Below are 24,873 nucleotides of genomic sequence, written 5' to 3'. Positions count from 1 at the left end.
CTCAGCCCTGCGCGTTCTCCCGCGAGGTGATCCCGAAGGGCGGGGACTGCAGCTCGGTGAAGTTCCCGACGCTGGCCCGGACGGTGCACTGCGGCGTGATCTGCAGGGCGGTCACGGTGAGCCCCGAACTGTCCACCGCCAGCGCCCCGCCGCAACCGTCGGAGAACCGTACCCCCTTCTCCCCGCCGCCGACCGCGGCCAGCATCTGCGAGGGCTTGCCCGACGCCGGACTGACGTACATCGGGTTCAGCTCGTCGGCGCCGCCGGCCCACACCGGAACCAGGGTGATCTTCAGCGGGCTGGGCGTCACGACGCGCGCCGGAGTGAGCACCTCCACGCCCTTGAGCCGCTGCACGGGATAGGCGGTCCCCTTGACGGTGGGGTCCTGCGTCGCGGCGTTGGTCCCCTCCGACACGGCGCGCAGCCACGCGTCGAGCACCTGCGGGTCAGCTGACGACGCCGGCACCGTCGCGGTCACCTGTACCGACCCTCCTGCCGGGACTTCCAGCCCTGAGATCTTCCAGCCGCACTGGACATCCAGGCCGGTGATCGAGGCCTGATTCCGGCTCACCGAGGCCCCGTCCCAGGTGACCGTCGGGCAGGCGTCCCCGCCGGCCAGGTCCGGGAGCACCTCAAGGAAGTCGCCGGACAGCGGCGCCTTTTGCGCCGCGTACCCCACCTTCAGCCGGACCTGGCCGGAGGACGGCTCGAAGGAGGCCTCCCGCGAGATCGTCAGGCCGGTGGGAAGGGCCGGGTCCTGCAGCTGCCTGGACACCGGATCGCCGCCCGGCGCGGCCGCTCTGTCCTGCCCCGCCGGGGAGAGGACGACGAATCCGGCGACCATCGCGACGAGGAGGAGGGCCGCGGCGCCGGCCAGGAGCAGCGCTTTCCGGGTGCGCCAGAACGGGCCGGCATCCCTCTGCTCGGGCCGGGCCTGCGGCCGGGGCCGCACCTCGCGGCGCGGGATCGGGCGGGCGATGGTTGCGCTGCCGGCCTCCCCGAGCTCGGGCGCCTCGGCGGCGTGGTCAACCGGCGACGCGGACGCGAAGGCGGTGAGTTCCTCATCCGTGAAGGCGCCCCGGACCACGGTGGCCGGCCGTTCGACGGCGTCGAAGTCCTCCGGGGCCACGGCGCGCCCCATCGCGGCGCTGCCGGCAAGCCGCGGCGCGAGACGCCGGAGCGAGGCCGCGGCCTCATGCGCCGTGGGGCGCCGGGCGGGGTCCTTGGACAGGAGTCCGTCCAGGATGTCCCACAAGGCGTCGTCCACGGGAATCCGTGGCGGGCGCGAGGAAACATGGCGGTAGGCGACGCTGAAGTCCGGGCCCGGCCCCGCGAAGGGAGTGCGCCCGGCAAGAAGCTCATAGAGCAGGACGCCCGTTGAGTACACATCGCCCGCCGGGCCGGACCGGCCTTGGCTGATGAGCTCCGGAGGCATGTACTGCGGTGTGCCGATGAGACCGGTCGTCTGGCGGATCCGCTCGCCTACGACGTCGGCGATGCCGAAGTCGGAGACCCGCACGTCGCCCGCACCGGACTCGGACCACGGGCGGACCAGGAGCACGTTGTCCGGCTTGATGTCGCGATGCGTCACACCCCGTGAGTGAGCGAACGCCAGTGCGTCGAACACTTCGGCGGCGACATTGAGGGCATCCGCGGGACGCAGCGGGCCGGCTTGCTCCACCACCTCACGCAGCGAGCCTCCCGCGACGTAGTCCATGACGATGGCCAGCCGCGGGCCCTCCACCACCATGTCCCGCACGGTGACGATGTGGGAGTCCTGCAGCCCCAGCAGTACGGAACGCTCGCGGACGAACCGCTCGACGAGCGAGGGATCGTCAGCGTGCTCCGGGCGCAGGACCTTGGCAGCGAACGTCCGGCCGTCGGCCGAGGTGACTGTCCAGACCTCACCGACGGCGCCGGAGCCCACCCGTTCGCCGAAGCGGTAGGACGCTCCCAGCGCCTGGCCCGTCTGTGCGAATTGCATGCCGTACCCTCCAACGTTCTCGATCTTGTTCACAGAGGCCCTCTTCCGGGCAGGTTCCGAGCCGGCGTTCGCCGCCGCGCTCAGCCCCCGGTGCTGATCGACTGGATCAGCGCCGCCTGGCCGCCGACGCCGAGATATCCACGCCCGGCAGTCAGCGCCACGGGCGCCCTGCGCGGCAGTGCGGCGCCCAGCAACTCGCCGTCGTAATCCACATCCGGCTGCAGCAGCACGCCCAGGCGGGACTTGCGCAGCGTCCTGGTCCAGTGGCTGTAGAGCCCGCGGAGGTCCGCGGCCCGTCCGGCAGCGATGACGCACAGCCCCGGCTGCCCGGACGTCACGGCCCCCGCGATGGACTGATCGGCGTCGTCGAAGCGTTCGGCGTCGTCGATCAACAGGAACACCGGGCCCCGCTCAAGCCGCAATGAGGCCAGCAGGGCCGGCACTTCGTCCGCGCCGACGGCCGCGCGGTCCAGGCCGGCGGCTGCCAGGGGCGAACGGCGATCGCAGATGCCCCACACCTGCGCCGGTCCCCGGGAGGTGGCTGCGCCGCGCAGGGCGGCGGCCAAGGCCAACAGGAGCGTGGACTTACCGGACCGGGCGGGCCCGGCGACGAGCACGTGCTCGCCCTCGTAGACCTCCAGGAAGGCCGGGGCGAGGTCCGCTTCCCGCATTCCCACCGGGATGAGCCAGGGCTCGTCCGCCAGCCGGGGTTCCACGCCCAGCTCCGGGATCGTGACAGCGGAGGGCAGGCGCCTGATCGCCGGGGCCTTCGCGGCGGCATCCGCCCAGCTGTGCCGGACGCGATCCACGGCAGCCTCCACCCCGATGCCGGGGGTGGCCACGTGCATCTGGAGCGCGGTGCGGGGATCCACGCAGCGCCCGGGCAGCGCGGCAGGGATCTCCTTGCCCCGGACGCCGAGCGAGGAGTAGTCGTAGGCGTCGGCCAGCCGGAACAGCCACTTCTGCAGCGTCACCTCGTTCATGGCCGAGGGCACCGCCTTGGCACGGGTGGTGGAAACCGCGAAGGACAGTCCCAGCGCCGGGCCGTCCGCGTACGCCCGGTAAAGCAGCGCGAGCAGCTGCTGCCCTTCGAAATCCTGGAACTCGTCCCGCAGCGAGGCCAGTCCGTCCAGCAGGACCACGGTACGGCGGTGCCTGCCAGGCTCCGCACGGCGGCGCTCCAGCTCGGTGTTCAGGTGCCGCAGGAAGCGGGCCTGCTGCTCCTTGGCGCCGGGACCGGTGCCCACATACGCCACGGTGTGCGGCAGCCGCTCGAGCGGCTCAAGGTCGCGGGAACCCATGTCGAGGATCATCAGGTCCAGCCCGGCCGGATCGGCGTCCTTCGCGAGGGTCAGCGCGATCGAGGCCAGCGTGGTGCTCGTGCCGGAGCCGGCCACGCCCATGAGCATCAGGTTCCCGGCGGACATGTCCCATCCTGCCGCGGACTGCCGCTGCAGCTCCGGCTCGTCCACGATGGCCACCTGGACAGACGAGTTCCGGACCGCGCCCACCGAAGGCAGGCCCGCGTCCGGGTGCGGCAGGAAACCCTCCAGCTCCACCCGCTCGCCCAGGGCCTCGGGCCAGACCTGCCGCGGCGGGGCGTACCCGGCCTCCGCGTTCGCTTCGAGGACCGCGTCGATGAGGAGGTCAAGGTCGTTTTCGTCCACTGCCGCGGACCGCGGCGGGGCCGCCGCGGGGACGGGGACGCCGAACTGGCGTACCTCGCGCACGTCAACAGCGGGCCCGACGCCGGGCTGCGCCCGCCCGGTCACGAGGGCTGTCTGCACGGGTGTGATGTCGTCCTGGCCGAGTTTGACGAATGCGCGGCCCATCTGGTCCCGGCCGATTGCCGAGGCGGCAGGGACCCCGATGACGTTATTGGAGTCGTCGCGGCTCTGCACGCGCAGGGCCACCCGGAGGTTTGTGTTTGCCAGGATGTCGTCGCTGACGACGCCGGCCGGGCGCTGCGTGGCCAGGATCATGTGCACGCCCAGGGTGCGGCCCACCGCGCCCACGCTGACGAGCGCCTTGAGCACATCCGGGAAGTCCTTGGCCAGCATGGCGAATTCGTCGATCACCAACAGCAGCCGGGGCATGGGCTCGGCCGGGTTCGTGGCCAGGTAGGCGTTCAGGTTATCGATCCCCTCGCCGGCTTCCGCGAAGACCCTCTGGCGGCGCTCCATCTCCGCTTCCAGGGCCCGGAGGGCGCGATCGGCGAGCTGCTCATCCAGATTGGAGATGGTACCGATGGTGTGCGGAAGCCGTTCGCAGGCCTTGAAGGCGGCCCCGCCTTTGAAGTCGACGAGGATGAAATTCAGCCGGGTCGGATCGTTGCGGGCCGCGAGGCCGGCCACGAGCGAGCGGAGGAACTCGGACTTGCCGGAGCCGGTGGTGCCGCCGACCAGGCCGTGCGGGCCGTCCTTGACCAGGTCCAGGGTCAGGGCGCCGTTCTCCCCCGTGCCGACCGGCGTGGAGACCCCGGTGGGAGCCTGCCACAGGCGACGAATCGTGGCGGCGTCGGGGCGGTCATAGCCGAGGAGCCCGGGCAGCCGCACCAGCGAGGGCAGTGAAGCGCCGGGCACGCTCAGCTCCGGATCGTCGAAGTGCGCCACGCGCATCGCGCAGCGCAGGGCCTCCTCCCGGTCCAGGCCCGCCAGGATGACGTCCTCCACGCGGGTCAGGTCCTCCGGCTGGTACACGGTGGCCGCGGCGTCCGAGTCCACCGTGATGATCGAGGTGCAGGAGGCCGGCAGCTGTTCCTCGGACGTTGCGATGACGATACCCGCGACCCGGCGCTGTTGCTGGTTCACCGGGCTTCCGGGCGCGGTGCGGCCCAGGCCGAGCAGGGCCCGCGCCGGGGCGTCCCTGCCTTCCGTGAGCACCTCCGAGTCCAGGACTACCAGCAGCGCCGGTGTGGGCAGTTCCTGGGCGGTGTCTTTGAGCGTGCGCAGCATGGCGATGCTGGTTTCGCGGTGCGCGGACATCCACCGCTCGCCGGTGCTGCTGCCGGCCTGGCGCGTGTGCGGCAGCCATGAGGCCCACTCCCACTCGTCAGCGCGCCCGGCGTCGCAGAAGACGCCGACGGTCAGGTCTGCCGGTCCCACGTGCACTGCGGCCTGGGCCAGGAGGGACCGTGCGAGCGCCAGCGCCCCCTCCCGCGGTCCCACGAGACCCACCACGCCGGCGTCGGTCAGGTCCACCAGCACGGGCGCGGCCTGCAGGCGCGCCGCCGCGAGGGAGTCTTTCACCTTGCCGTCCAGCCGCGCCCCGGCCGTACGGTCGACGTCGGGCTTCCAGGGCACGTCACCTGTCCCGGCGTGCAGGGCCAGGAAGTCGTCGGCGTCCCCGCGCCGCTGCCACAAGGACGTGGCCGGGAGTGCGGGGCGCCGGACAACGGTGGCGGGGTCGGGGATCATCCGATGACGCCGCGCGGTTTCTGCTGCGGCGGCGGCGCGGACCTGCTGCTCGAACTCCTCGAGCGCCCCGTCGAAGCGTGTGTCCTCCTCCTTCAGGCCCCGGGCATGACGGCGTTTCTGTTCAAACCACATGCCTACGGCCATCACCGGGCTGAGCATGGCGAACATCGCGAAGCGCAGATCCCGCAGAATCAGCACCATCGCGGCCGCCATCACCAGGGGCGCCAGCACCGTGATGTAGCTGAACTTGCTGGCGGGCGGCACGTCCTTGCGTCCGGGCGGGACCAGCGGGTCGCCGGCCGGAGCCTGCCCGGGCCGCGGGGGCCGGTTGAAGGGCGCGGTCGCCGCCGGTGTGAGGTTGTGCAGGCTGCCGGGCACCGGGGCCGGAGTCTCGTCCAGGGACCGGCGCAGGAGAAGCACCGTGCCGCCCGCCGTGACCGTGGCGGTTTCGGTGACCAGGACGCCGTCCTCCCCGACCGGCTCGCCATTGACGAGGGTGCCGTTCGTGGACCCGCTGTCCAGCACCCGTAGTCCGTCCTCTTCCCGGCGCAGGCGGCAGTGGTCCCAGGACGCGCTCTCGGTGGGAAGGCTCAGATCGGCGTGGGGGGACCGGCCGATGAGCATCTCCCGTCCGTGCGGAACTTCAATCACGCCGCCGGTGCGCTCACCGCCGGCGAGCGTGACGCTCCAGCCCCGCACGCGTTGCGGAATCTGCCACGGCGCCCGCGCGATGCGGGTTCCCTCCAGGAGGATCAGCTCCGAGACGGGAGTGGAACCACGCACCTCGGCCTCGTCCACGAACACCGCCTCGTCGGGTGTCAGGCGCGGGCCGCCGGCGGCCTCCACGACATCTGACAGTGTGGTGGCCGGCGCGGCCTGAGCCACCTCGCACTCAAAAGCACGCTCGTCCAGGTCGATCAGCACACGCACCGGGGCGCTCCTTCCGTCGTGGATTCGTGACCCGCCGGCGCGGTAGGCGCCGGGGGCAGCATGGTCAGGGGTTTGCCGGCGCCGGCACCCAGACGAGCCGCGGGGCGTTCTCATCCGGAGGCCGCAGGCCCAGGTCCTGAGCGGACGCGTAAACCGGGATGGCGTCCGCGGTCAGCGCCGCGGAACGCGAGAAGTCCAGCGCCGGGCCCGCGATGCCCTCCCCGGGGCCGAGGGACGCGGTGCGCAGCGCCGCACCGACTTTGGCCGGGTCTCCGCTTCCGGCCAATGCGGCCGCCCGCACCAGGGCGACGACGGCGTCATGGCTGCTGGAGTCCGCCGCCCATGCGTCCGCGGCGAACGGGGCGTCGCCCGTCAGGTTCTTGAGCTCCGGGTCGGCGGACGCCAGTCGCACGGCGGAAAGGAACGCGGACATGCCGCGCCCCCGGGCATCCTGCTGGAGCGCCGTGGCATCGTCTGCGGCCGGGGCAACGCTGACCAGCTGCCCGGAGGCGGCGCCGTCGAGTTCGGCGAGCGTGGAAGCGAACGCCGGTGCGGTGGCGCCGTCCGCAAGGACCACGGGGACAGACACGTCGCGGGACTGCAGGGCCTGCACCAGCCGGGCCAGCCGCTGCGGGGTGGCGGCCGAGACGACCACTGCATCCGCGGGCTCGGCGACCCTCGCGGATGCGGCGCCGGCGGGGGCATCCCCCGCCGGCGGCCGCAGCTGGTCGCCTGTCCGGATGGCGGCCTCCTGGGCCAGATCCGTCACCTGGCCGAAAGTGTCGAGGTTCAGGGTCTGCGAGATCCCGACCGAGGTTGGGACCTCGCCGCCGTCACCGACGAGCAGCACCCTGCTCTTGCCCTTCAGGGCGGTGCGAAGAGCAGCCTCGACGGATGCGGGTGAGGGCCCCGTAGTCCAGGTGGACGGTGCGGGGTCCGGTGCTTGCGCGTAGGGCAGGATTGCCGGCAGGCCCAGCTCTCCGGCGGTCTTTGCCGCGGCCCGGGCCTGGGGGCCCGTGGTCGCCACGATCACACCCGAGACTCCCTGCTCGGCGAGCGCGAGGACGGCGCCGCGCGCGCCGTCCTCGGTGCCGTGGTCGTTTTGGGCGGTGAGGGCGACGGCGGCACCGCCCAGGGCGAAGCGCTTTGCGGCGACGATCGCGCCCTGTGCCGCCCGGTTGTACTCGGAACCGGGCTCGCCGGACTGGCCCAGTGTGAGGACGACGCCGAGGGAGAAGTCCTTCGGCAGACCCTCGGCCTTCAGCGCGACCGGAACCGTTGCGGCCACCGGATCGGGCCGGGGTGCCTCCTTGGGGCGGTTCAGTGTCGCTGTCAGGGCGATCGCCGCCACGACCAGGACAACGGCCCCCGCGGCGATCAGGGTCATCAGCCGGCTGCGGGGGCTCATGCGGCGCCGCCGATCTTCAGCGTGTACAGGGTCTGCGACTTGGCGCCCTGCGGCACCTCGAGGTGGAACGGTGGCAGTTCATCGACCGCGGTGAGTGAGGCCTTGAATTGTGCCTGGCGCAGCAGCAGCCCGGCCACGTCCCGGGAGCGGATGTTGGCGTATCCTTCGGCGTTCTGGGATGCCAGTGCCAGCTGGTAGTCAGCGGTGTCGGCTTTGGCGGCGCTGGCGGCCATGGAACCGAGGAGGCCGGATCCGTTCACCGAGCGGTCGCCGAGGTCGAGCATGACCTTGTTGAGGCTTGAGGCCAGGAGTGCGCTGGCGCCCTCGACGTCACGGGTCGAGCCGGAGGTGCTGGAGGCGATGTTCGCGAGCGAGGACTGTGTGCCCTTGGCCAGGGAACCGGCGAGGGCGTCGCTCTGCCGGAACAGTTCGTCCCGCTGCTTGTTCACCGTCCCCTCGGCGTCGTTCACCACCTCGTCCGACGTGGACTTCAACCCCGAGATGGACCGGTTGAAGGCCGTAATCACGGCCTCGGAGCCCGCGTCTCCGATCTCGGATACCTGCCGCACTTGCTCATCCACGGTTTTGTAGACTTCGGCGGCGGTCTCGGCCGAGGCGTCGCGGAGGGACTGCCTGATCTTCTCGCCGAGCCCGTCCTGCTGTTCCTTCAGCGTAGCGAGCGTCGTGCCGACCCGGGAGGATGAGTCAATCGCGTCGCCGAGTGCGTCGTTCAGGGCCTCGAGCCCGTGCCTGGTGCTGGTGACGTTGCCCGTGGCGGCGCTGTCGAGTGCCTTCGTGGCCTCGCTAATGGCCTCCAGTTTCGCGTCGATGGCATCGATGGTCGCCGTCAGGTTAGTGAACGACTGGCCGATTGCCTGGTCCGGGGCGGTGGTGTCGGTGGCCGCGAGGACCGCGTCCCAGGCGGCGGCCTGGCCCTCCAGCCGTGCGTCCAGCGGATCCTTGAAGCCCAACGGCGGGCGCAGTTCCTGCGCCGGGTCGTTGCTCCCGTCCGCGGGCTCGCACGGGGCGGACGTCAAGTAGGAGCGCAGCCGCTCCGCCTGCTCGGCGGACAGCCGGCCCTCGCGCGGGAGGGCGCCGTCGGCCATCTTGCACAGCTCGTCGGCGAGCCGCCGGGTCTGCTGCGTCATCGAGCCGTTCAGCAGCGAGCTGTCACCCACTTCGCTCCTGGCACCCTGCGCGGTCTTTCCGATGCCGATCAGCTTCTGGCGCAGGCCGTCGATTCTGTCGCGGGCCGTCGCGGCGGCGTCACGGGTCGCGCCGACCGAGGCCCGGGCGGACTTGATCGCGTCGGTCACGTTTGCGAGGGCCGTCTCGTAGTCCTCGGGGGTCTTGGCGCCGTCGAGGATTCCAGCGAAGTCGGCGCGCACCTGCCGCAGTGTTGCGGCGGCGGCCTCCTGATCCTTGATGGCGCCCTCGACCACCTGCGGCTGCAGGCCCGCCACGAGCTCGTCACCCTTCTTTACCAGGCCCAGCAGGGCCCCGGTCACGGTCACGGCGGAGCCGTAGAGAGAGCAGGTCATCGAGCCCTGCTCGGCGCACAGCTCCGCAGTGGGGGCGTCGGGGCCCATGGTGGTCTTTATGGCGCCCGCCACGGTGTCCCGGCAGCCGGCACTGACCTTTGCGTAGGCGTCGAGCTGGGACGCCATGGTCAGGACGCTGGAGTAGACGGTGGCCGCCCTGCCGGATTTGGGCACGTCGGCGGTGCAGCCCTCGCCGTCGATCGCAGCCGTCGCGGGCACGGCTGAGGTGTCGCCCAGCATCGCGTCCACGGCGGAGACGGTCTGTTTCAGCTGGGCCGCCGTCGTGGACTGCGTGGTTTTCGTGGCGGTCTCCAGGTCAGTGCCGAGAGTCTTCAGCTGCCCCTTCAGGTCCACCATGGTCGCGGCGAGCGCCGTGGAGTTATCGCGCAGCTCGCCCGCGGTCTTCGCGCCGAGGGTCTGGGAGGTCTCCTGCAGGTTCCGCCGCACATCGGTGATGGTGGATCCGGCCTTCGCCAGCACAGTGTTGACGTCCGAGACCAGCGAGATGGTGCGGCGTTGCAGCTCCATCTCGGAACCTGAGCCGGAGGAGAACGCGCCGGCGAGCACGCCGTCGGCGCTGAGGTCGGTGTTGAGTCCGGGCTGGACCGCCACGTCAAAGGTGGGGACCTGGAAGTCCCGGACGTCCGCGACGAGGCGCAGTGTAGTACTCGCACCGGAACGCGGCGGTGCCAGCACGGTGGCCCATTGCACCACCGTGGAGCCGTCCTCGGTGCTGCTCAGCACACCATTGGTGCCTGTCCCGCCGTCCGCGGCGCCCGCGGCGACGTCGCCGGCCCGCACGCCGGGGAGCGTCGTCGAGGCGGCAATCGTCAGCGGGGCACCGACCAGTGCGGTGTCGGAACGGGCCTGACCCGCGGCATCGTATTCGATGACCCGCGGCTTGACCGTGAGGTTCTCCAAGGTCAGGTCGATCTCCACCGGCCCGGTATGGCCGCGAAGCTCGGTGAGGTCGGAGCCGGACCTGTCCCCGGCCCGGTACTGCAGGCTCACCCGGACCGGCAGTTCGCCCACTACTTGGGCGGCGTCGTACTTCGTGTCCTCCGCGGACGAGCCGCCGGCCGCAGACACGGAAATGGTGGTGCCGTCGATCGTCTCCACGCCGGCGGACGGGGAGAGTCCGACCCGCACGCTCTGCAGCAGCTTGACGGGGTTGGACACCGGCTCCGCCACGGGGGCGCCGGTGCACGACGTCGTCGCGATCAGCCCCAGAACGGCAAGGACAGCGCCCAGCGCCCGCCCTGGAGCGGTGCGGCCCCTCGGGTTGTGCTGGTGCGTGTTAGTGCGTCTCGGCATGATCGTCCCCTCTTCGTTCATGGTGCCTTCAGCATGATACGGGGTTGATCTCACGAATGGACTAATTGTGGTTTGTGCTGGATAGGTTTCCACACCGCAGCGAGATGATCAGCCCACTGTTTTTCCTTTTGTTGGATTTATTGACGGGTATTGGTAGCCTCGGCAGCGTCCAATCGCCGACGATTACGGGTCCGGCGGAGAAGCGGTTGTCACTTGGGAGGAATTTCTATGTCACGTGTGTTGTCTACGGAGCAGGCGAAAGCTGCGATTGGGCAGGTGCAGTCGATCATCAACGGCGGCTTCACCGATCAGATCTCCGCGCTGGACGCGCAGGGACGCGTCTTGTCGGATCCGAACGTCTGGGACGGTCCCTTGGCGGCGGAATTCCGTGGTTCGACGTGGCCGGAAACGAAGGCTGCCCTGGACAAGGCCAAGGAAGAGCTGGAGCAGCTGCGCGGGCAGCTGCAGAAGATCTCGCAGGACATTTTCGCAGCCGGCGGCGGCGCCTGAGCCCATATTCGGTGATGTGAGGGCCGGGTAGCCGCGCCGCTTGGGTGAGCGGCCGGCTGCCTGGCCGTTCCGCTTGTTGTTCTTCCTATTCCAGTTCTTGTTCATTGGGGGGCTTTGGCTGTGACCGAGTTCGTTGAGGTGCCGTTGTTGCCGGCTTCGGATGCCACTGACGGCGGGCGGTTCAACTACGCCGTGGCCGGGTCGGTGAAGTCCGCCTTCGAGGCGGCGGCGTCACGGCTTGAGGAGCAGTCCGCTTCGCGCACGTCGTACGTCGCTTCCGCGAAGAAGGACTTCAAGGGGCATTTCTCGGACCTTTTCGAGGCGAATGCAGCCACGGCGCGGAATGACGCGAATGCCTTGGTCTCGGCGTTGCGGACGGTGGCCGGATACGTAGGGCAAATGATCGACGCCGGGCACGAAGAGGACGCCCGGCGTGAGAAGAACAACGAGTGGGTCCGGCGGCACAATGACCGGAACCTGTTGGAGCAGGCCGGTGACTGGCTCTTCGGTGAGGAAGCGCGGCCGAACGGGGCAACGGGGAAGGCTCCGGTGTTTGCCCCGACCGGCGTCAGCACGGGCTCCCGGGAGACCCCGCCGCCCGGCGGTGGGTACGGGGGCGGGACGTCCTCGGCGCGTCCGGAGAATCTGAGGTCCTTCGCGGCCAGCGCCCGCGGCCTGGACGACGGGCTGGCCTCCGCTCCGGGCACACTGGAGGGGAAACTTTCCTCGTTCGCGGCCAACTGCTACTGGGGATCGGTCGAGGCCTCAGGGGTTATCAGCGCGTACCGCAACTACCTGAACGCCAACGAGAACGACGCGAAATGGGCGGTGACTGTCGCGGACGCGTTTGCCGCCGCCGGCGGCGAGGGGAAGATCTCCACGCTCTCGGACGCGGCGGTGAATGAGGCACTGGCAGCGGCTGGCGTGGGCGCCAACCGGTCCGGGCTGGTGATCGCTCCGCCCACCGCAGCAGGCGCCATGCCCACCAGCGGATACGCGAATGATCCCGTAAACACCTCGACCGGAAACTTCATCGAGCCGGAAACGGATCTGGGGTTTGCCGGGGTCGCCTCCAGTCTGGTGCTGTCGCGGATGTACAACTCGCTGGCGTCCGGTTTGGATGTGCCCGGCGTGTTCGGTCCGGGGTGGGCCTCGGTGCTGGACCAGCACCTCACGCTCTCCGATGAGGGATGCCGCTGGGTGATGGCCGACGGCCGGGCGGTCGAGTTCCCCCGTGAGGGAACCGGCTGGGGTCGCGCAGCGGGCGAGAACTACTGGCTCGCCCGCGAGCCCGTAACGGCGGGTGGCCCGGCGGAGTTGGGCTCCCTGCCGGCCGGTACGGCGGAGCTCCTGGTGGTCCGGGACAATCAGGGTGCGTGGTGGGCGTACAGCCTCGCCGGCGTCTGGCTCGGTGCCGGGTCCGGGCCCGGCCGGACAGTGTCCGCGCTCCGGGAAAAGAGCGTCGACGGCGGGGCGGACGTCGTGGCCGGCGGCGCCGGACCGGTGACACGCCTGGCGCATGCGCGGGGCCGCTTCCTCGTCGTCGAGCACGTGGACGGCCTCGTTGCCGCGGTGCGAGCCTCGGACGGGCGCCGGGTGGACTACGGCTACGACGACGCCGGCCGGCTGACAAGCGTGGCGACGGAACTGGGCGCGCGCACGTACCGGTGGAATGAGCAGGGCCTGATCGCGGCCGTGGTCTCGGCCGCGGGGGTTCTCGAGGCCGAGAACACCTACGACGACCGCGGCAGGGTTGTCCTGCAGGTCACCCAGCACGGGCGCCGCACCCGGTTCGCGTACCTGCCGGGCCGTGTCACGGTGGTCTCGGATGAGGACGGTACCCGGTCCAACTCCTGGGTCGCCGATGCGAAGGGCCGCCTGGTCGGCGTGCTCGATTCCCATGATCAGCGGCAGTCCATGGCCTATGACGGCCACGGCAACCTGGTGGCCTTCACGGAGCGGGACGGATCTGTCACCGTGCATGGCTATGACGGGCGGGGACGGAAAATCAGGACCGTCACCCCGGAAGGCGCTGACCTCACCTACGGCTGGGACGAGCAGGACCGGATCACCACCCTGGTGACGGAGACCGGTTCCGTAATCGCCTATGAGTATGCCGATGAGGTGTCGCGGGAACCCTCGGTGATCCTGGACCCGCTGGGCGGGCGCACCGAGCTGGAGTGGCGGAGCGGGCTGCTGACCCGAATCGTGGACCCGGTAGGGGTGGCTGTCGAGTTTGAGTATGACGGGTTCGGGGACCTGGTCTCGACCCGGAACGCCGCAGGGGACGTCGCGAGGATCGTCCGTGACCATGCCGGCCGTCCGGTTGCGGCGGTCAGCCCGTCCGGCGCTGAGACCCGTTTCGCCTACGACGCGGCGGGGTTGTTGGTGCGGCGTGAAGATCCGGACGGCGCCGTCTGGTCCTTCGAGCACGATTCGGCGGGGCGACCGACGGCGTTTATCGCCCCGGACGGCGGGCGGACCGAACTCGAATACGCCGTCAATGGTGAACTGGTCCGGACTGTGGATCCGTTGGGCCGCGCTACTGAGCGGGTCTTCGACGAGCTCGGCAACGTCACGGGTGCGGTGCTGCCGGACGGCGCCCGGTGGGGCTTCGCCCATGACACGCTGTCCCGGCTGGTCGGGGTCACCGACCCTGCCGGCCACGACTGGATCCGGGAGTACGACAAGGTCGGCGCCCTGACCGCCGTCGTCGACCCCACCGGTGTCCGCACGGACGCCGCCACCGACCGCAAGGCCGGCACGGCCACCCTGACGGACGCGTTCGCGTCCTCGACGTACAGCTTTGACGGGTACGGTCGGCCCACGCGGGTGCAGGGAGTGGATGGCTCTGCGGAGCTCGTCTCCTATGATGCAGCGGGAAACCCGGTGGAACTCGTCGACGGCGAAGGCAGCCTGACGGTCCTGGGCCGGGACGTGGCCGGGAAAATCACCTCCATCACCTCCCCCGCCGGTGCCGTCACCGCGTACGAGTACGACGCCTGCGGGCGGCCCTGGCGGACCACGGACCCGCTCGGCGCCGTCACAGAACTGGCCTACGACGCCGATCAGCGGGTCGCCGCCCGCACCCTGCCGACGGGCGAGGTCGAGACCTTCGAGTACGACGCGTGCGGACGGCCGATCCTCCGCCGCTCCCCCGGCCAGGGCGTGTCGCGGTACGGCTACGACAAAGCCGGGCGGCTGACTTTCGCCCAGGACACCTGGTACGGCACCCGCCGGTTCAAATACAACGCCGCCGGGGAACTGACCGAGACCGTCAACGGCGTCGGCGGACGGACCCGGTTCGAATACGACGTGCGCGGGCGCCTGGTCCGGATCACTGACCCCCTGGGCGGGGTGACCACCCGGACCTACACCGCCACGGACCAGGTCGATTCGGTGAGCGACCCGCTGGGGCGGATGACCACGGCGACGTATGATCCGGCCGGGCGGCAGCTCTCCCGGACCGACCCGGACGGGCACACCACCACCTGGACCTACGATGCCGCCGGGCGGGAAGCCACCACCTCCTACGATGGGAAGCTCATCGCCGGCGTCGAACGCGACCCGCTCCGCCGCCGGATGATCATCACCGATCACACTGCTCCGGACGGTCTGGCGGTGGAGCACGAACTGGGCTTCGACCGGAGGGGGCTGCTGACGTCCCGCACCCGCGGGTCCCGGGGGTTGTCCTGGAGGTATGACGCGGACGGGAACCGCACTGCGTTCACGGACGCCCACGGAACCACCACCACCTACACGCGGGACGCAGCCGGTCGGCTCGCGGCCGTCCATAACCCCCGGCTCGGGGAAGCCGTGTTTGCCTACGACGCCTCGGGGCGTATCACCTCCGCCACCGCTGGACATCTGATGCAGGAATGGGCCTACCGGAACGGGTACCTCACCGAACACGTCCGCACGGACCCGACGAACCCGGGCCCGGCCGATGTCACGCTGATCGGCCGGGACGGGGACGGGGACGGCCGGATCACCGCCCTGACCCGGGCCGGCGCGGTGACCCGGTTTGGCTACGACGGCGCCGGGCAAATGGTCTCGGCCGCCACCACCGGCACCGGGGACCCGGCACTCCCTGTCCCGTCGTCGGAGTGGGAATACGACGCCGGCGGCCGGCTTCTCCGCGAGACCACACCGGCCGGCTCGCGGACCTACAGCTACGACCCCGCCGGGCAGTTGCTGTCCGTCACCGAACCCGACGGTTCCCGGACCGAGTACGTCCATGACGGACTGGGCCGCCGCACCCGGCAGATCCGCACCGACGGGTCCTGGACCGAGTACGCCTGGGGCCACACCGGGTACCTGGAGAGCGCCACCGAGCGCACACCGGACGGTGCGGCAACGTCCCGGCACGAGCTGTGGGTGGACGCCCTGGGCGAGCTCGCCGCCATCGATGGGTCGGAACTGTGGTGGGACACCGCCAGCCCGATCCCCACCCTGACCGGCATCGGCGGGGCACTGGTCCTCCCCCTGCCCGGTGGTGTCACCGGCCTCGGGGACGCCTGGACGGCGCCGGGCTGGCGCGCGGCCCGCCCGACCGACCAGACCGACCCGTGGGCCGTCGTCGGCGCGCTGCCAGTTCCTGCCCCGAGTCCGGGCGGCACCGCCGGTCCTGGTATCGCCGGTTTGAGTGCGGCGTCCGGGTTGGTCGGTGTGCTGCCTGCCGGGATCACCTTGACCGGCAACGGCGGCCTGGACATCGCGGGCCTGGAATGGCTCGGGGCACGGGCGTATGACCCCGCCACCCGGGGCTTCCTCGCCACCGACCCCCTCTCCCCCGTCCTCGGCGCAGGCTGGGACGGAAACCCCTACGCCTACGCCGGCAACAACCCGCTGAACACCACCGACCCCACCGGGCTGCGGCCCCTCACTGACGCTGAGCTGAAGGCCTACGACCAGTCGGCCGGAAGTCACTGGGAGTATGTGGTCGCGGGGCTCGCCGTGGCGGGCGGCATCGCTGCGATGTTCGTCCCCGGGCTCAATATCATCGCGGCTGGAGCCATCGCCGGGGCTTTGACCTCCGGCGGTCTTTCGGTCTTTTCGCAAAAAGCACAGAATGGCTCTGTCAATTGGTGGTCCGTCCTTGGCAGCACCGCCGTGGGAGCGGCCGCTGGCGCTGCCGGTGGCGGCGCTGCCATGTGGACGAAGAGCATCCTCGCAGGTGCACCGGCCGGACAGGCCGCGGCGGCCTTGGGAGTAAGTGCGGGCGCCAATGGTGTCCTCGGCGCCGGTGCAAGCGCGGCGGGCTACCTGGTTCAGAACGGAGGGCGCATCAACAACGGCTGGGACTTCGCGGGCAAGGTCGCGGGCGGTGGCTTCGCCGGTGCCGTCGGCGGCCTCGCCGGGCCGGCCGGTGGAAGCCTCGCCAAGAGTATGTCGTTTGCCTCGACCGGATTGGTTGCCAGAGGTTCGACGGCCGCCATCAGCGGCGTTGGTTCAGCAACCGGGTCGATGCTCGAGAACGTAGTCGCCGGCGATCCCGTTAACCCCACCAAGGCCGGGGTGACAGGGTTGCTTGGTGCGGGCGCGTCCGCGTTGCCTTTGGGGCAGGTGCCGATTTTCAGACAGAATGGCGTAAGCACGATGCGGCAGATGCCGTACTTTGCGCCGCGGACCTGGGACGGCATGTTCAACTTCAACCAGACAAACACCGTGGGACTGTGGGGCGGCTCCCTCGCAGGTGCCACGGTCGGTTACGGCGGGGATACTTTACAGAACTCCCTCGGATGGTAACGGAAGCAAGGTTAGGGAGATTGGTAGTGGCAGCAAAAAGTCGTCGGCGTCCCGGGATGGACTCATTGATCATCGGTGGGGTGGTATTGATTGCCACAATTGCGGTGATGGTGTTGGTGCCAACGGAGCAGACGTGGCCAAAGGTCATCGCCCTGCTGGCGGGGATCGCCGTGGGCGTCTGGTTAGTTCGTTTTGCCCCGCCCTGGCGATGGCTCAGCCCCGTGGTGCTCGTGCTGTTCATTGGGGTCTGGTTCGCTTTGGGCGGTGTCCCGGGCATTGCATGGTTTGGTGGGTTCATCGCAGGGGCCAATTTCGGAGCGGCCTGGACGAAAGCCGTCAAGCACCGCATGGTCAAGGCGGAATGGACGGTGGATGATCTCGAGCTCAACACCGTGGCGGAAGCCCGGAAGGCGGCCAATGCTGCGCTGAAAGCCTTGGACGGCAAAGCGGGTGGCCGGCTGGTCGTAGAGCATGGGGCGGCCCGTTTCGAGGTGGCTGGCGGTGTGGGGCTCGGGATGGTCTGTCACCGGAATTCTGACGCTTCCGACGAGAGGTCATGGGCGGTATTGGTCCGGCCGGGGCAACCGACGGACAAGGCGGTGGAGGTGCCGATGGGCGATGTGAAGGGTCTCATTCCTTCGCGGCTGGTCAACGAACTTGGTCCTGTAGAGGCGGCGCTGGCTGATTTCCTCAAGAACCCGGGATCCTCATCGCTGGGACCGGAATGGGAGACGGGCAGCGACGCTGAGGCGACACGCCTGACGACACATTAGGCCTCAGAGCCCTCCCGCCACCCCGCCGGGCCGCGTCGACTCTGGCTTCACGGGACGAGGTAGAACTGCGGACCGAGGCCATCGCCGTAGACTTTGCCGATTCATTTGCGAGCAACGAGAGTTGGCCTAAGTGCTGGTGGACGTACAGGTATCTCCATGATGGAGATACCATCGAGCCGTGAAGGAAACCCGACCATTTCGTTCCGAGAACCCCGCCGAGGCCCCGCGCCCGGGCGCGAGCTGGAAATCCTCGCTCCTGACCTGGAGCGGCGCCCTCGCGGCCGCCGCGCTGATAGTGGTCCCGCTCTGGATGCTGCTCGGCAACCCGGCCGTCCTCGGCGGCCACCCCGCCCTGCCGACTCTCCTCGTGACCGCTCTCGCTGCGGGAATCCTCTGGGCGCTGAGCCTGATCAGGCACCGGGAGCTGACGAAAGAACCGCAGCCGCGCACGTACCGCCGCCGCGGTGATGCTTCCACGTGGCGCCTGGTCCGCGGGATCGCCGGCAGGCTCACCGTCCTGGGCATCATGGCGGCGCTGCTGTGGCTCAACCCGTTCCCCCACCAGCCCGAGCCCGGGCAGGCGCTCCCGGCCACCGCGACCACGTCAAGTACCGAAGACGCCACCTCAATCACCCTTGCCCCGGCAGGCACAGCCGCCACGGGCCTCGTCTTCTACCCCGGCGCCAGGGTCGACGCACACGCCTACCAGGACCTGCTGCAGCCCCTCGCGGCCGCCGGCCATCTGGTCATCATCCTGAAGGCACCCCTCGGCGTCTCCCTGCTGGACACCAACCAGGCCCGCGCCGCCATGAACCGGCACCCCGAGATCGGGTCCTGGGCCGTCGGCGGTCATTCGCTGGGCGGTGTGAGCGCCGCTGCCTTCGCGGCCTCGAACCCCGACGTCGCCGGGCTCCTGCTCTTCGCCTCCTATCCGGCAGCGAACATGGCCGATGCCCCGAACCTCTCAGTGCTCTCCATCTCCGGGTCGAATGATGGGCTGAGCACCCCGGATAAGATCTCGGCGTCGAGGGCCCTGCTCCCGCCAACCACCACCTTCGCAACGGTCCAGGGCGGCGTGCATGCGTTCTTCGGCGACTATGGCGAGCAGCCCGGCGACGGCGAACCGGGCACCACCCGCGAACAAGCGCAGCAGCAAATCGTTGCCGAGTCGCTCCGCTTCATGGACCGCCTCCGGACCTCCGGCTAAGAACGGTTCGCCCGCTATCGGCCCGCGGCGTACCCCTGCGCGCCCCGCGGATTCGCGGCGGCCTGCAGCACCCCCGTTGCGGGATCCCGGACGACGGCGGACAGCCGTCCCAGCGCCCAGTCACCCGCGCGGGTGACCACGTGGCCCCGGCGCTCAAGGCCCCCGATGACGTCCTCCCCCAGCCGGTCCTCAACGACGGCGCCGCCCGGCTCCCAAGTGCGCGGCCAGAAGGAGCCGGGCATCGACGTCGTATGGAAGGTGGGCGCGTCGATGGCCTGCTGCGGCGAGTAGCCGCCGACGATGGTCCGCAGCAGGTACGGCAATTGCCACTGGTCCTGCTGGTCGCCGCCGGGCGAGCCCAGTGCGGTCACAGCCCGGCCGCCGCGCAGCACGAGAGTCGGCGTCAGGGTGGTGCGGGGCCGCTTGCCGGGCGTCAGCGTGGACGGCGTGCCGGGGTCCAGCCAGGTCATCTGCAGCCGGGTGCCGAGGCAGAAACCCAGTTCCGGGATCGCGGGCGAGGACTGCAGCCAGCCGCCCGACGGCGTGGCCGAGACCATGTTCCCCCAGCGGTCCACGACGTCGATGTGGCAGGTATCCCCGCGGGTCTCCCCGGTCGGCGCCACAGTAGGTTCCCCGACGCCCAGCCCGGCAACGCCGGCGCCTGCCGCGCTGCGGGCCAGCGCGGGCGGCGCGTACTCCGTCCGCAGCGGCGGGAGGTAGGGCTCGTGCCCCGGCACCCTCCCGGGCCGGAAATCGTGCGACGCCCGGTCTGTGATGAGGGCACGGCGGCCCGCGCAGTAGTCCGCGGACAGCAGGTAGTCCAGCGGAACGTCGGAGTCGCCGTAATAGGCATCACGGTCGGCCAGCGCGAGCTTCAGCGCCTCCAAAATAGTGTGCGCTCCAAGTTCGGTGGACGGGTCCAGGAACCGGTCCTCGAACCCGTCGAGGATCGCCAGGGTCTGCAGCAGCGCGGGCCCCTGGCCCCAGGGCCCGGTCTTGGCGATCGTGTGCCCGCGGAACTCGACGGTGGCGGCGGGTTCGTACCCGGCTTCGAATCCCGCCAGGTCCGCCAGGGCCAACACCCCGCGGTGGTCCGTGCCGGAGGAGTGCCGGTGCGGGGCCTGCACGGATTCCACCATGGCCCGTGCCACGAACCCCTCGCGCCACTCGCGCCGGGCCGCGTCGATCCGGAATTCCCGGGTGCCGCCCCATGAAGCCCGCCCCGCCGCGACGAGCCGTTCCAGTGTGCGGGCGTAGGCGGGATTCCGGACGAGTTCACCCGCTGCCGGGATGCGTCCGCCCGGCATCCACTGCTCGGCGGAGGTGGGCCAGTGCTCCTGGAACAGCTCCGCGACCGCAGCGATCGTGGTTCCGACCCGGCCCAGCATCGGGTGCCCGTCGCGGGCGTAGCCGATCGCGAACTCCAGGACCGCGGCCAGCTCCCAGGTGCCGTGGTCGCGCAGGATCAGGAGCCAGGCGTCGACGGCGGCAGGCACCGCCGCGGCCAGGGCGCCGGAGCCGGGCACCAGGTCAAGGCCCTCGGCCCGGTAGTGCTCCACCGTGGCGGCTGCCGGGGCCGGCCCCTGGCCCATCAGCACCACCGGTGTGCCGGGGTCGGCCGCCGTGACGAAGACGCCGGTCATGTCGCCGCCCGGGCCGTTGAGGTGGGGTTCCACCACGTGGAGCACGAAGGCTCCCGAAACTGCGGCGTCGAACGCGTTACCGCCGCGTTCCAGCACCGACTGGGCCGCCGCCGTCGCAAGCCAATGCGTGGACGCACTCATCCCGAAGGTGCCCTGCAGGGTGGGGCGGGTGCTGAAGTGATCAGGTGCGGTGAATGTCATGGAGAAGGTCCCAGATCAGCCGAACAGCGCCGCCACGCGGGTCAGGGTTTCGTACACCCCGTAGGCCAGCGGCACCCCGACCAGGGCCCAGGCCACCGCCAGTTTGCCGGTGGACGCTGTGACCGGCGGCTGCGCGCCGGGCGTGTGTGCAGTGCTCATCTCAGGCCTCCAGGGCAGGTTCGGCCGACCGCTCGCGGCCGGGGCGTGGTTCGTGGAATCGTGCGTCGACCGGCTTGACCAGCAGGTTGGCCGCGAAGCCGACCACCAGCAGCGCCACCATGGTCAGCAGGGCCGGCTGGTAGGACGCGGCGTTGAGCTGGCCGGGCTTGCCCTGGGCGTCCAGGAAGGCGTTGACGATCAGCGGCCCGGCGACGCCGGCGGCGGACCAGGCGGTCAGCAGCCGGCCGTGGATGGCGCCGACCTGGAAGGTCCCGAACAGGTCCCGCAGGTACGCCGGCGCCGTCGCGAAGCCGCCGCCGTAGAAGGAGATGATCAGGAACGCCAGCGCCACGTAGAGGAACGTGGTGGAGGACCCGGCGAGCGCGAGCACGGTGTAGAGCACGGCGCCGCCGCCGAGGTACAACATGTAGATGCGCTTGCGGCCGGTCACGTCGGACGTCGCGGACCAGGCGAAGCGCCCGGCCATGTTGCCGATGGAGAGCAGCCCCACGAATCCGGCGGCGACGACGGCACTGACCAGGGACGCGCCGTCGGACTTGCGGAAGAAGTCCTGGATCATCGGGGCGGCCTGTTCCAGGATGCCGATGCCGGCCGTGACGTTGCAGAACAGGGCGATCCAGACCAGCCAGAACTGTCGGGTCCTGACCGCATTCCTCGCCGAGACGTTGTCCGTGGTGACCAGCTTGGACGCCTTGACCGTGGCGGGGTCGAAGCCCGCCGGCTTCCAGCCCTCGGCCGGCACCTTGATGGTGAACGCGCCGAACATCATGTAGGCCAGATAGACGACGGCGAGAGTCAGGAAGAGCTTGCCGACGGCATCGCCGCTGGCCACCCAGCCCGTCGCACCGGAGCCGGGATCGTACATTTTCAGCAGTGCCGTCGAGACGGGACTGGCGATCAGCGCGCCGCCGCCGAATCCCATGATGGCCATGCCGGTGGCCAGCCCGGGCCGGTCGGGGAACCATTTGATCAGGGTGGACACCGGCGAGATGTAGCCGATCCCCAGGCCGACGCCGCCCACCACGCCGTAGCCGAGATACACGAGCCAGAGCTGGTGCGTGAAAATGCCCAGGGATCCGATCAGGAAACCGCTGGCCCAGAACACGGCCGACGTGAACATCGCCTTGCGCGGCCCGTTCCGGTCCACCCAGGTGCCCATGACGGCGGCGGAGAGGCCCAGCATCACGATCGCGATCGAGAAGATCACGCCGATCTCGGTCAGGCTGGCCCCGAAGTGCTTCACCAGCGCGGTCTTGTAGACGCTCGTCGCGTACGCCTGGCCGATGCACAGGTGCACGGCGAGCGCAGCGGGCGGCACGAGCCACCGGTTGAACCCCGGCGGGGCGATGGTGCGTTCGCGGTCCAGCCAGCCCATAAGTGTTCCCCTTGCTCGTCAGCGACGTCGGTGTCCGGCACCGTTTGTTTTCGGCACAGTGCGGCGCACGGCCGTTCTCCGGTCCGTTGCCTCCGGCAATCATGGTGCACATGATCAGCAAACGTACTAGTTTTGCGGCGAGCGGTAGTCAGGGCGCGATAAGCGGTAGGTCCACCGGCTTCAGCGGCGGGCGCGGGGGCGGGCTATTTGCCGAGGCCCGCCTTCCGCAGGGCCTCGGCCATCGCGGTGTTGGCGGGCGACGCCGCGGGCTTCGGCTGGGAGGGCTGGCGTTGCGGCCGGCCCTGGCGGCCCCGGGTCGGCGGTGCGCCTTCCCCGGACTGCTGACCCCGCGACGGTGCGCCGCCCCCGGAAGGGGCCGGTTCGTCGTCGAGCCTGAGCGTGAGGGAGATGCGCTTCCGCTCGGGATCGGCGTCGAGCACCTTGACCCGGACCACCTGGCCGGATTTCACCACCTCGCGGGGATCGGCGACGAACCGGTTGGCGAGCGCGGAGACGTGTACCAGCCCGTCCTGGTGCACGCCGATGTCCACGAACGCGCCGAACGCCGCGACGTTGGTCACCGTTCCCTCCAGCACCATGCCGGGGCGCAGGTCCGAGATCTTCTCGATGCCTTCGGAGAACGCGGCGGCGGCGAAGGCCGGGCGCGGGTCCCGGCCGGGCTTCTCGAGCTCGGCGATGATGTCCCGGACCGTGGGCAGGCCGAAGGAGCCGTCCACGAAGTCCTGCGGGTTCAGCGCCGACACCGGGCCGGTCTTCGCGGCGGCCTTGATCTTCCGGGCCACCGGGTAGGCCTCCGGGTGCACGCTGGAGGCGTCCAGCGGCTCCGCGCCCCCGGTGATCCGCAGGAAGCCGGCGCACTGTTCGAACGCCTTGGCGCCCAGCCGCGGGACTTTCTTCAGGTCGCTGCGCTTGGCGAAGGGGCCGTGCTCGTTGCGGTAGGCCACGATGTTTTCGCTCAGCAGCGGCCCGACGCCGGCCACCCGGCTCAGCAGCGCCGGCGAGGCCGTGTTGACGTCGACGCCCACCGCGTTCACGCAGTCCTCGACGACGGCGTCCAGGCTCCGGTCCAGCTTCGCGGCGGTGACGTCGTGCTGGTACTGCCCGACGCCGATCGACTTCGGCTCGATCTTCACCAGCTCCGCGAGCGGGTCCTGCAGGCGCCGGGCGATCGACACGGCGCCGCGCAGGGACACGTCCATGCCCGGCAGCTCGGCCGCGGCGAGGGCCGACGCCGAATACACGGACGCCCCGGCCTCGGACACCACGATCTTCTGCGGCTTGGTTCCTGTGCCGGACGCGAGTTGCTTGATCAGGTCCCCGGCCAGCTTGTCCGTCTCCCGCGACGCCGTGCCGTTGCCGATCGCGACGAGTTCAACGCCGTGCTTGGTGGCCAGGCCCGCGAGGGTCCGCAGAGCCTCGTCCCATTTGCGGGCCGGGGCGTGCGGGTAGATCGTATCGGTGGCCACCACTTTGCCGGTGCCGTCGACCACGGCGACCTTCACGCCGGTCCGCAGTCCCGGGTCCAGGCCCAGGGTGGCGCGGTTTCCGGCCGGCGCGGCGAGCAGCACGTCGCGCAGGTTGGCCGCAAAGACGCGGACGGCCTCGTCCTCGGCGGCGGCGAACATCCGGCTGCGGAGGTCTGCCGTCAGCCGGGCCAGGACGCGGGAGCGCCACGCCTGCTGCGCGGTCTGCAGGAGCCAGGCGTCGGCGGGCCGGCCGCGGTCGGCGACGCCGAGGAACCTGGCCACGGCGGCTTCGTACCGGCCGCGCGCGGCGGTGAGGGCGGCGTCGTCGTCCGGTGCAGCTTCGGCGAGATCCAGCTCCAGCACGCCGTCCTTCTCGCCGCGCAGCAGCGCCAGGACGCGGTGCGAGGGCATCCCGGAGGGCTGCTGGGAGAACTCGAAGTAGTCCTTGAACTTCTGCCCCTCGGCCTCCTTGCCCTTCCTGACCCGGGACACCATCCGGCCCTGCGTCCACAGCCGCTCGCGCAGCGTCTCCGCCAGGTCCGGATCCTGCGCGACGCGCTCGACCAGGATGGAGCGGGCACCGGCGAGCGCCGCGGCAGCGTCCCCGATCGCGTGTTCGGCGTTGAGGTACTTGGCGGCTTCGCGGTCCGGGTCCAGCTCAGGGCGCTTCAGCAATGCATCGGCAAGCGGTTCGAGCCCGGCCTCGCGGGCGATCTGCGCCTTGGTGCGCCGCTTGGTCTTGAACGGCAGGTAGATGTCCTCGAGCCGGGACTTCGTGTCGGCGCCGACGACGGCGGCCTGCAGTTCCGGGGTCAGCGCACCCTGGGCGGCGATCGCCTCGAGGATGGTCCGGCGGCGGTCCTCGAGTTCGCGGAGGTACCGCAGCCGCTCTTCGAGGTCGCGCAGCTGGGTGTCATCGAGCGTCCCGGTGGCTTCCTTGCGGTACCGGGCGATGAACGGCACGGTGGAGCCGGCGTCGAGCAGCTCGACGGCGGCCTTGACCTGCCAGGCCTGCACCCCGAGTTCGTCGGCGATCTGGGCGGCAATCCGGGCCGCGCCGCCCGGTTCCTGGGGCTGTGTTTTCGGCGACGGGCCGGCGGTCGTCGGCGACGGGCTGGCGGCGGGTGAGGCGGGGCGCTGCGGGAGTTGGGTCACC

The 24,873-nt window shown here is 70.5% G+C and carries 12 protein-coding genes; 4 read left to right on the top strand and 8 right to left on the bottom strand.

Annotated features, from left to right (window positions below; translation table 11 throughout):
- Nucleotide 1: 1 nt before the first annotated feature.
- From CFN17_RS11445 to CFN17_RS11430, 4 genes are all read right to left on the bottom strand, one after another.
- Entirely contained in the window at nucleotides 2–1,984 is a 1,983-nt protein-coding gene (locus CFN17_RS11445; RefSeq protein ID WP_208747831.1) for a serine/threonine-protein kinase, read from the bottom strand.
- A gap of 80 nt (nucleotides 1,985–2,064) precedes the next feature.
- A complete protein-coding gene (locus CFN17_RS11440; RefSeq protein ID WP_208747830.1) occupies nucleotides 2,065–6,330 on the bottom strand; it encodes an FtsK/SpoIIIE domain-containing protein in 4,266 nt (1,421 codons plus the stop codon).
- A gap of 64 nt (nucleotides 6,331–6,394) precedes the next feature.
- Complete coding sequence (locus CFN17_RS11435) at nucleotides 6,395–7,738, bottom strand: hypothetical protein (protein ID WP_208747829.1); 1,344 nt, start codon at nucleotides 7,736–7,738, stop codon at nucleotides 6,395–6,397.
- The gene (locus CFN17_RS11430; protein ID WP_208747828.1) at nucleotides 7,735–10,593 is read right to left on the bottom strand and encodes a hypothetical protein; all 2,859 of its coding nucleotides are present in this window, start codon (nucleotides 10,591–10,593) and stop codon (nucleotides 7,735–7,737) included. The genes CFN17_RS11435 and CFN17_RS11430 overlap by 4 nt, the downstream gene beginning before the upstream one ends.
- 228 nt (nucleotides 10,594–10,821) lie before the next feature.
- Here CFN17_RS11430 and CFN17_RS11425 point away from each other — a divergent pair, with 228 nt between their 5' ends.
- From CFN17_RS11425 to CFN17_RS11410, 4 genes are all read left to right on the top strand, one after another.
- Nucleotides 10,822–11,103 carry a pyrophosphorylase gene (locus CFN17_RS11425; RefSeq protein ID WP_208747827.1) on the top strand — a complete coding sequence of 94 codons (282 nt, stop codon included), beginning with the start codon at nucleotides 10,822–10,824 and terminating at the stop codon, nucleotides 11,101–11,103.
- A 120-nt stretch (nucleotides 11,104–11,223) separates the two neighbouring features.
- Nucleotides 11,224–16,851, top strand: coding sequence for a DUF6531 domain-containing protein (locus CFN17_RS11420; protein WP_208747826.1), 5,628 nt, complete (start codon nucleotides 11,224–11,226; stop codon nucleotides 16,849–16,851).
- A gap of 56 nt (nucleotides 16,852–16,907) precedes the next feature.
- Nucleotides 16,908–17,624 (top strand): hypothetical protein, encoded by a 717-nt coding sequence (locus CFN17_RS11415; protein WP_261792164.1) that lies wholly within the window; start codon nucleotides 16,908–16,910, stop codon nucleotides 17,622–17,624.
- Nucleotides 17,625–17,802: 178 nt separating this feature from the next.
- A complete protein-coding gene (locus CFN17_RS11410) occupies nucleotides 17,803–18,831 on the top strand; it encodes an alpha/beta hydrolase (RefSeq protein ID WP_261792163.1) in 1,029 nt (342 codons plus the stop codon).
- A gap of 14 nt (nucleotides 18,832–18,845) precedes the next feature.
- Here CFN17_RS11410 and CFN17_RS11405 read toward each other — a convergent pair whose 3' ends face one another.
- The 4 genes from CFN17_RS11405 to CFN17_RS11390 form a co-directional block, all read right to left on the bottom strand.
- Entirely contained in the window at nucleotides 18,846–20,675 is a 1,830-nt protein-coding gene (locus CFN17_RS11405) for a gamma-glutamyltransferase family protein (protein ID WP_208747824.1), read from the bottom strand.
- A 15-nt stretch (nucleotides 20,676–20,690) separates the two neighbouring features.
- The gene (locus tag CFN17_RS11400) at nucleotides 20,691–20,834 is read right to left on the bottom strand and encodes a hypothetical protein (RefSeq protein ID WP_208747823.1); all 144 of its coding nucleotides are present in this window, start codon (nucleotides 20,832–20,834) and stop codon (nucleotides 20,691–20,693) included.
- A gap of 1 nt (nucleotide 20,835) precedes the next feature.
- The gene (locus CFN17_RS11395; protein WP_208747822.1) at nucleotides 20,836–22,230 is read right to left on the bottom strand and encodes an OFA family MFS transporter; all 1,395 of its coding nucleotides are present in this window, start codon (nucleotides 22,228–22,230) and stop codon (nucleotides 20,836–20,838) included.
- A 203-nt stretch (nucleotides 22,231–22,433) separates the two neighbouring features.
- Nucleotides 22,434–24,872, bottom strand: coding sequence for a Tex family protein (locus CFN17_RS11390; RefSeq protein ID WP_208747821.1), 2,439 nt, complete (start codon nucleotides 24,870–24,872; stop codon nucleotides 22,434–22,436).
- Nucleotide 24,873 lies beyond the last annotated feature (1 nt).

Source organism: Arthrobacter sp. PM3, assembly GCF_003352915.1.
Taxonomy (GTDB): domain Bacteria; phylum Actinomycetota; class Actinomycetes; order Actinomycetales; family Micrococcaceae; genus Arthrobacter.
The sequence above is the reverse complement of the archived record's forward strand: the minus strand, read 5'-3'. Positions and strand labels throughout refer to the sequence as shown.

Excerpts from the sequence above, each read along its gene's own strand:
- CFN17_RS11430 (WP_208747828.1), bottom strand. The coding sequence starts at position 10,593 with ATGCCGAGACGCACTAACACGCACCAGCACAACCCGAGGGGCCGCACC.
- CFN17_RS11445 (WP_208747831.1), bottom strand. The coding sequence starts at position 1,984 with ATGCAATTCGCACAGACGGGCCAGGCGCTGGGAGCGTCCTACCGCTTC.
- CFN17_RS11405 (WP_208747824.1), bottom strand. The coding sequence starts at position 20,675 with ATGACATTCACCGCACCTGATCACTTCAGCACCCGCCCCACCCTGCAG.
- CFN17_RS11415 (WP_261792164.1), top strand. The coding sequence starts at position 16,908 with ATGGACTCATTGATCATCGGTGGGGTGGTATTGATTGCCACAATTGCG.
- CFN17_RS11425 (WP_208747827.1), top strand. The coding sequence starts at position 10,822 with ATGTCACGTGTGTTGTCTACGGAGCAGGCGAAAGCTGCGATTGGGCAG.
- CFN17_RS11400 (WP_208747823.1), bottom strand. The coding sequence starts at position 20,834 with ATGAGCACTGCACACACGCCCGGCGCGCAGCCGCCGGTCACAGCGTCC.
- CFN17_RS11395 (WP_208747822.1), bottom strand. The coding sequence starts at position 22,230 with ATGGGCTGGCTGGACCGCGAACGCACCATCGCCCCGCCGGGGTTCAAC.
- CFN17_RS11435 (WP_208747829.1), bottom strand. The coding sequence starts at position 7,738 with ATGAGCCCCCGCAGCCGGCTGATGACCCTGATCGCCGCGGGGGCCGTT.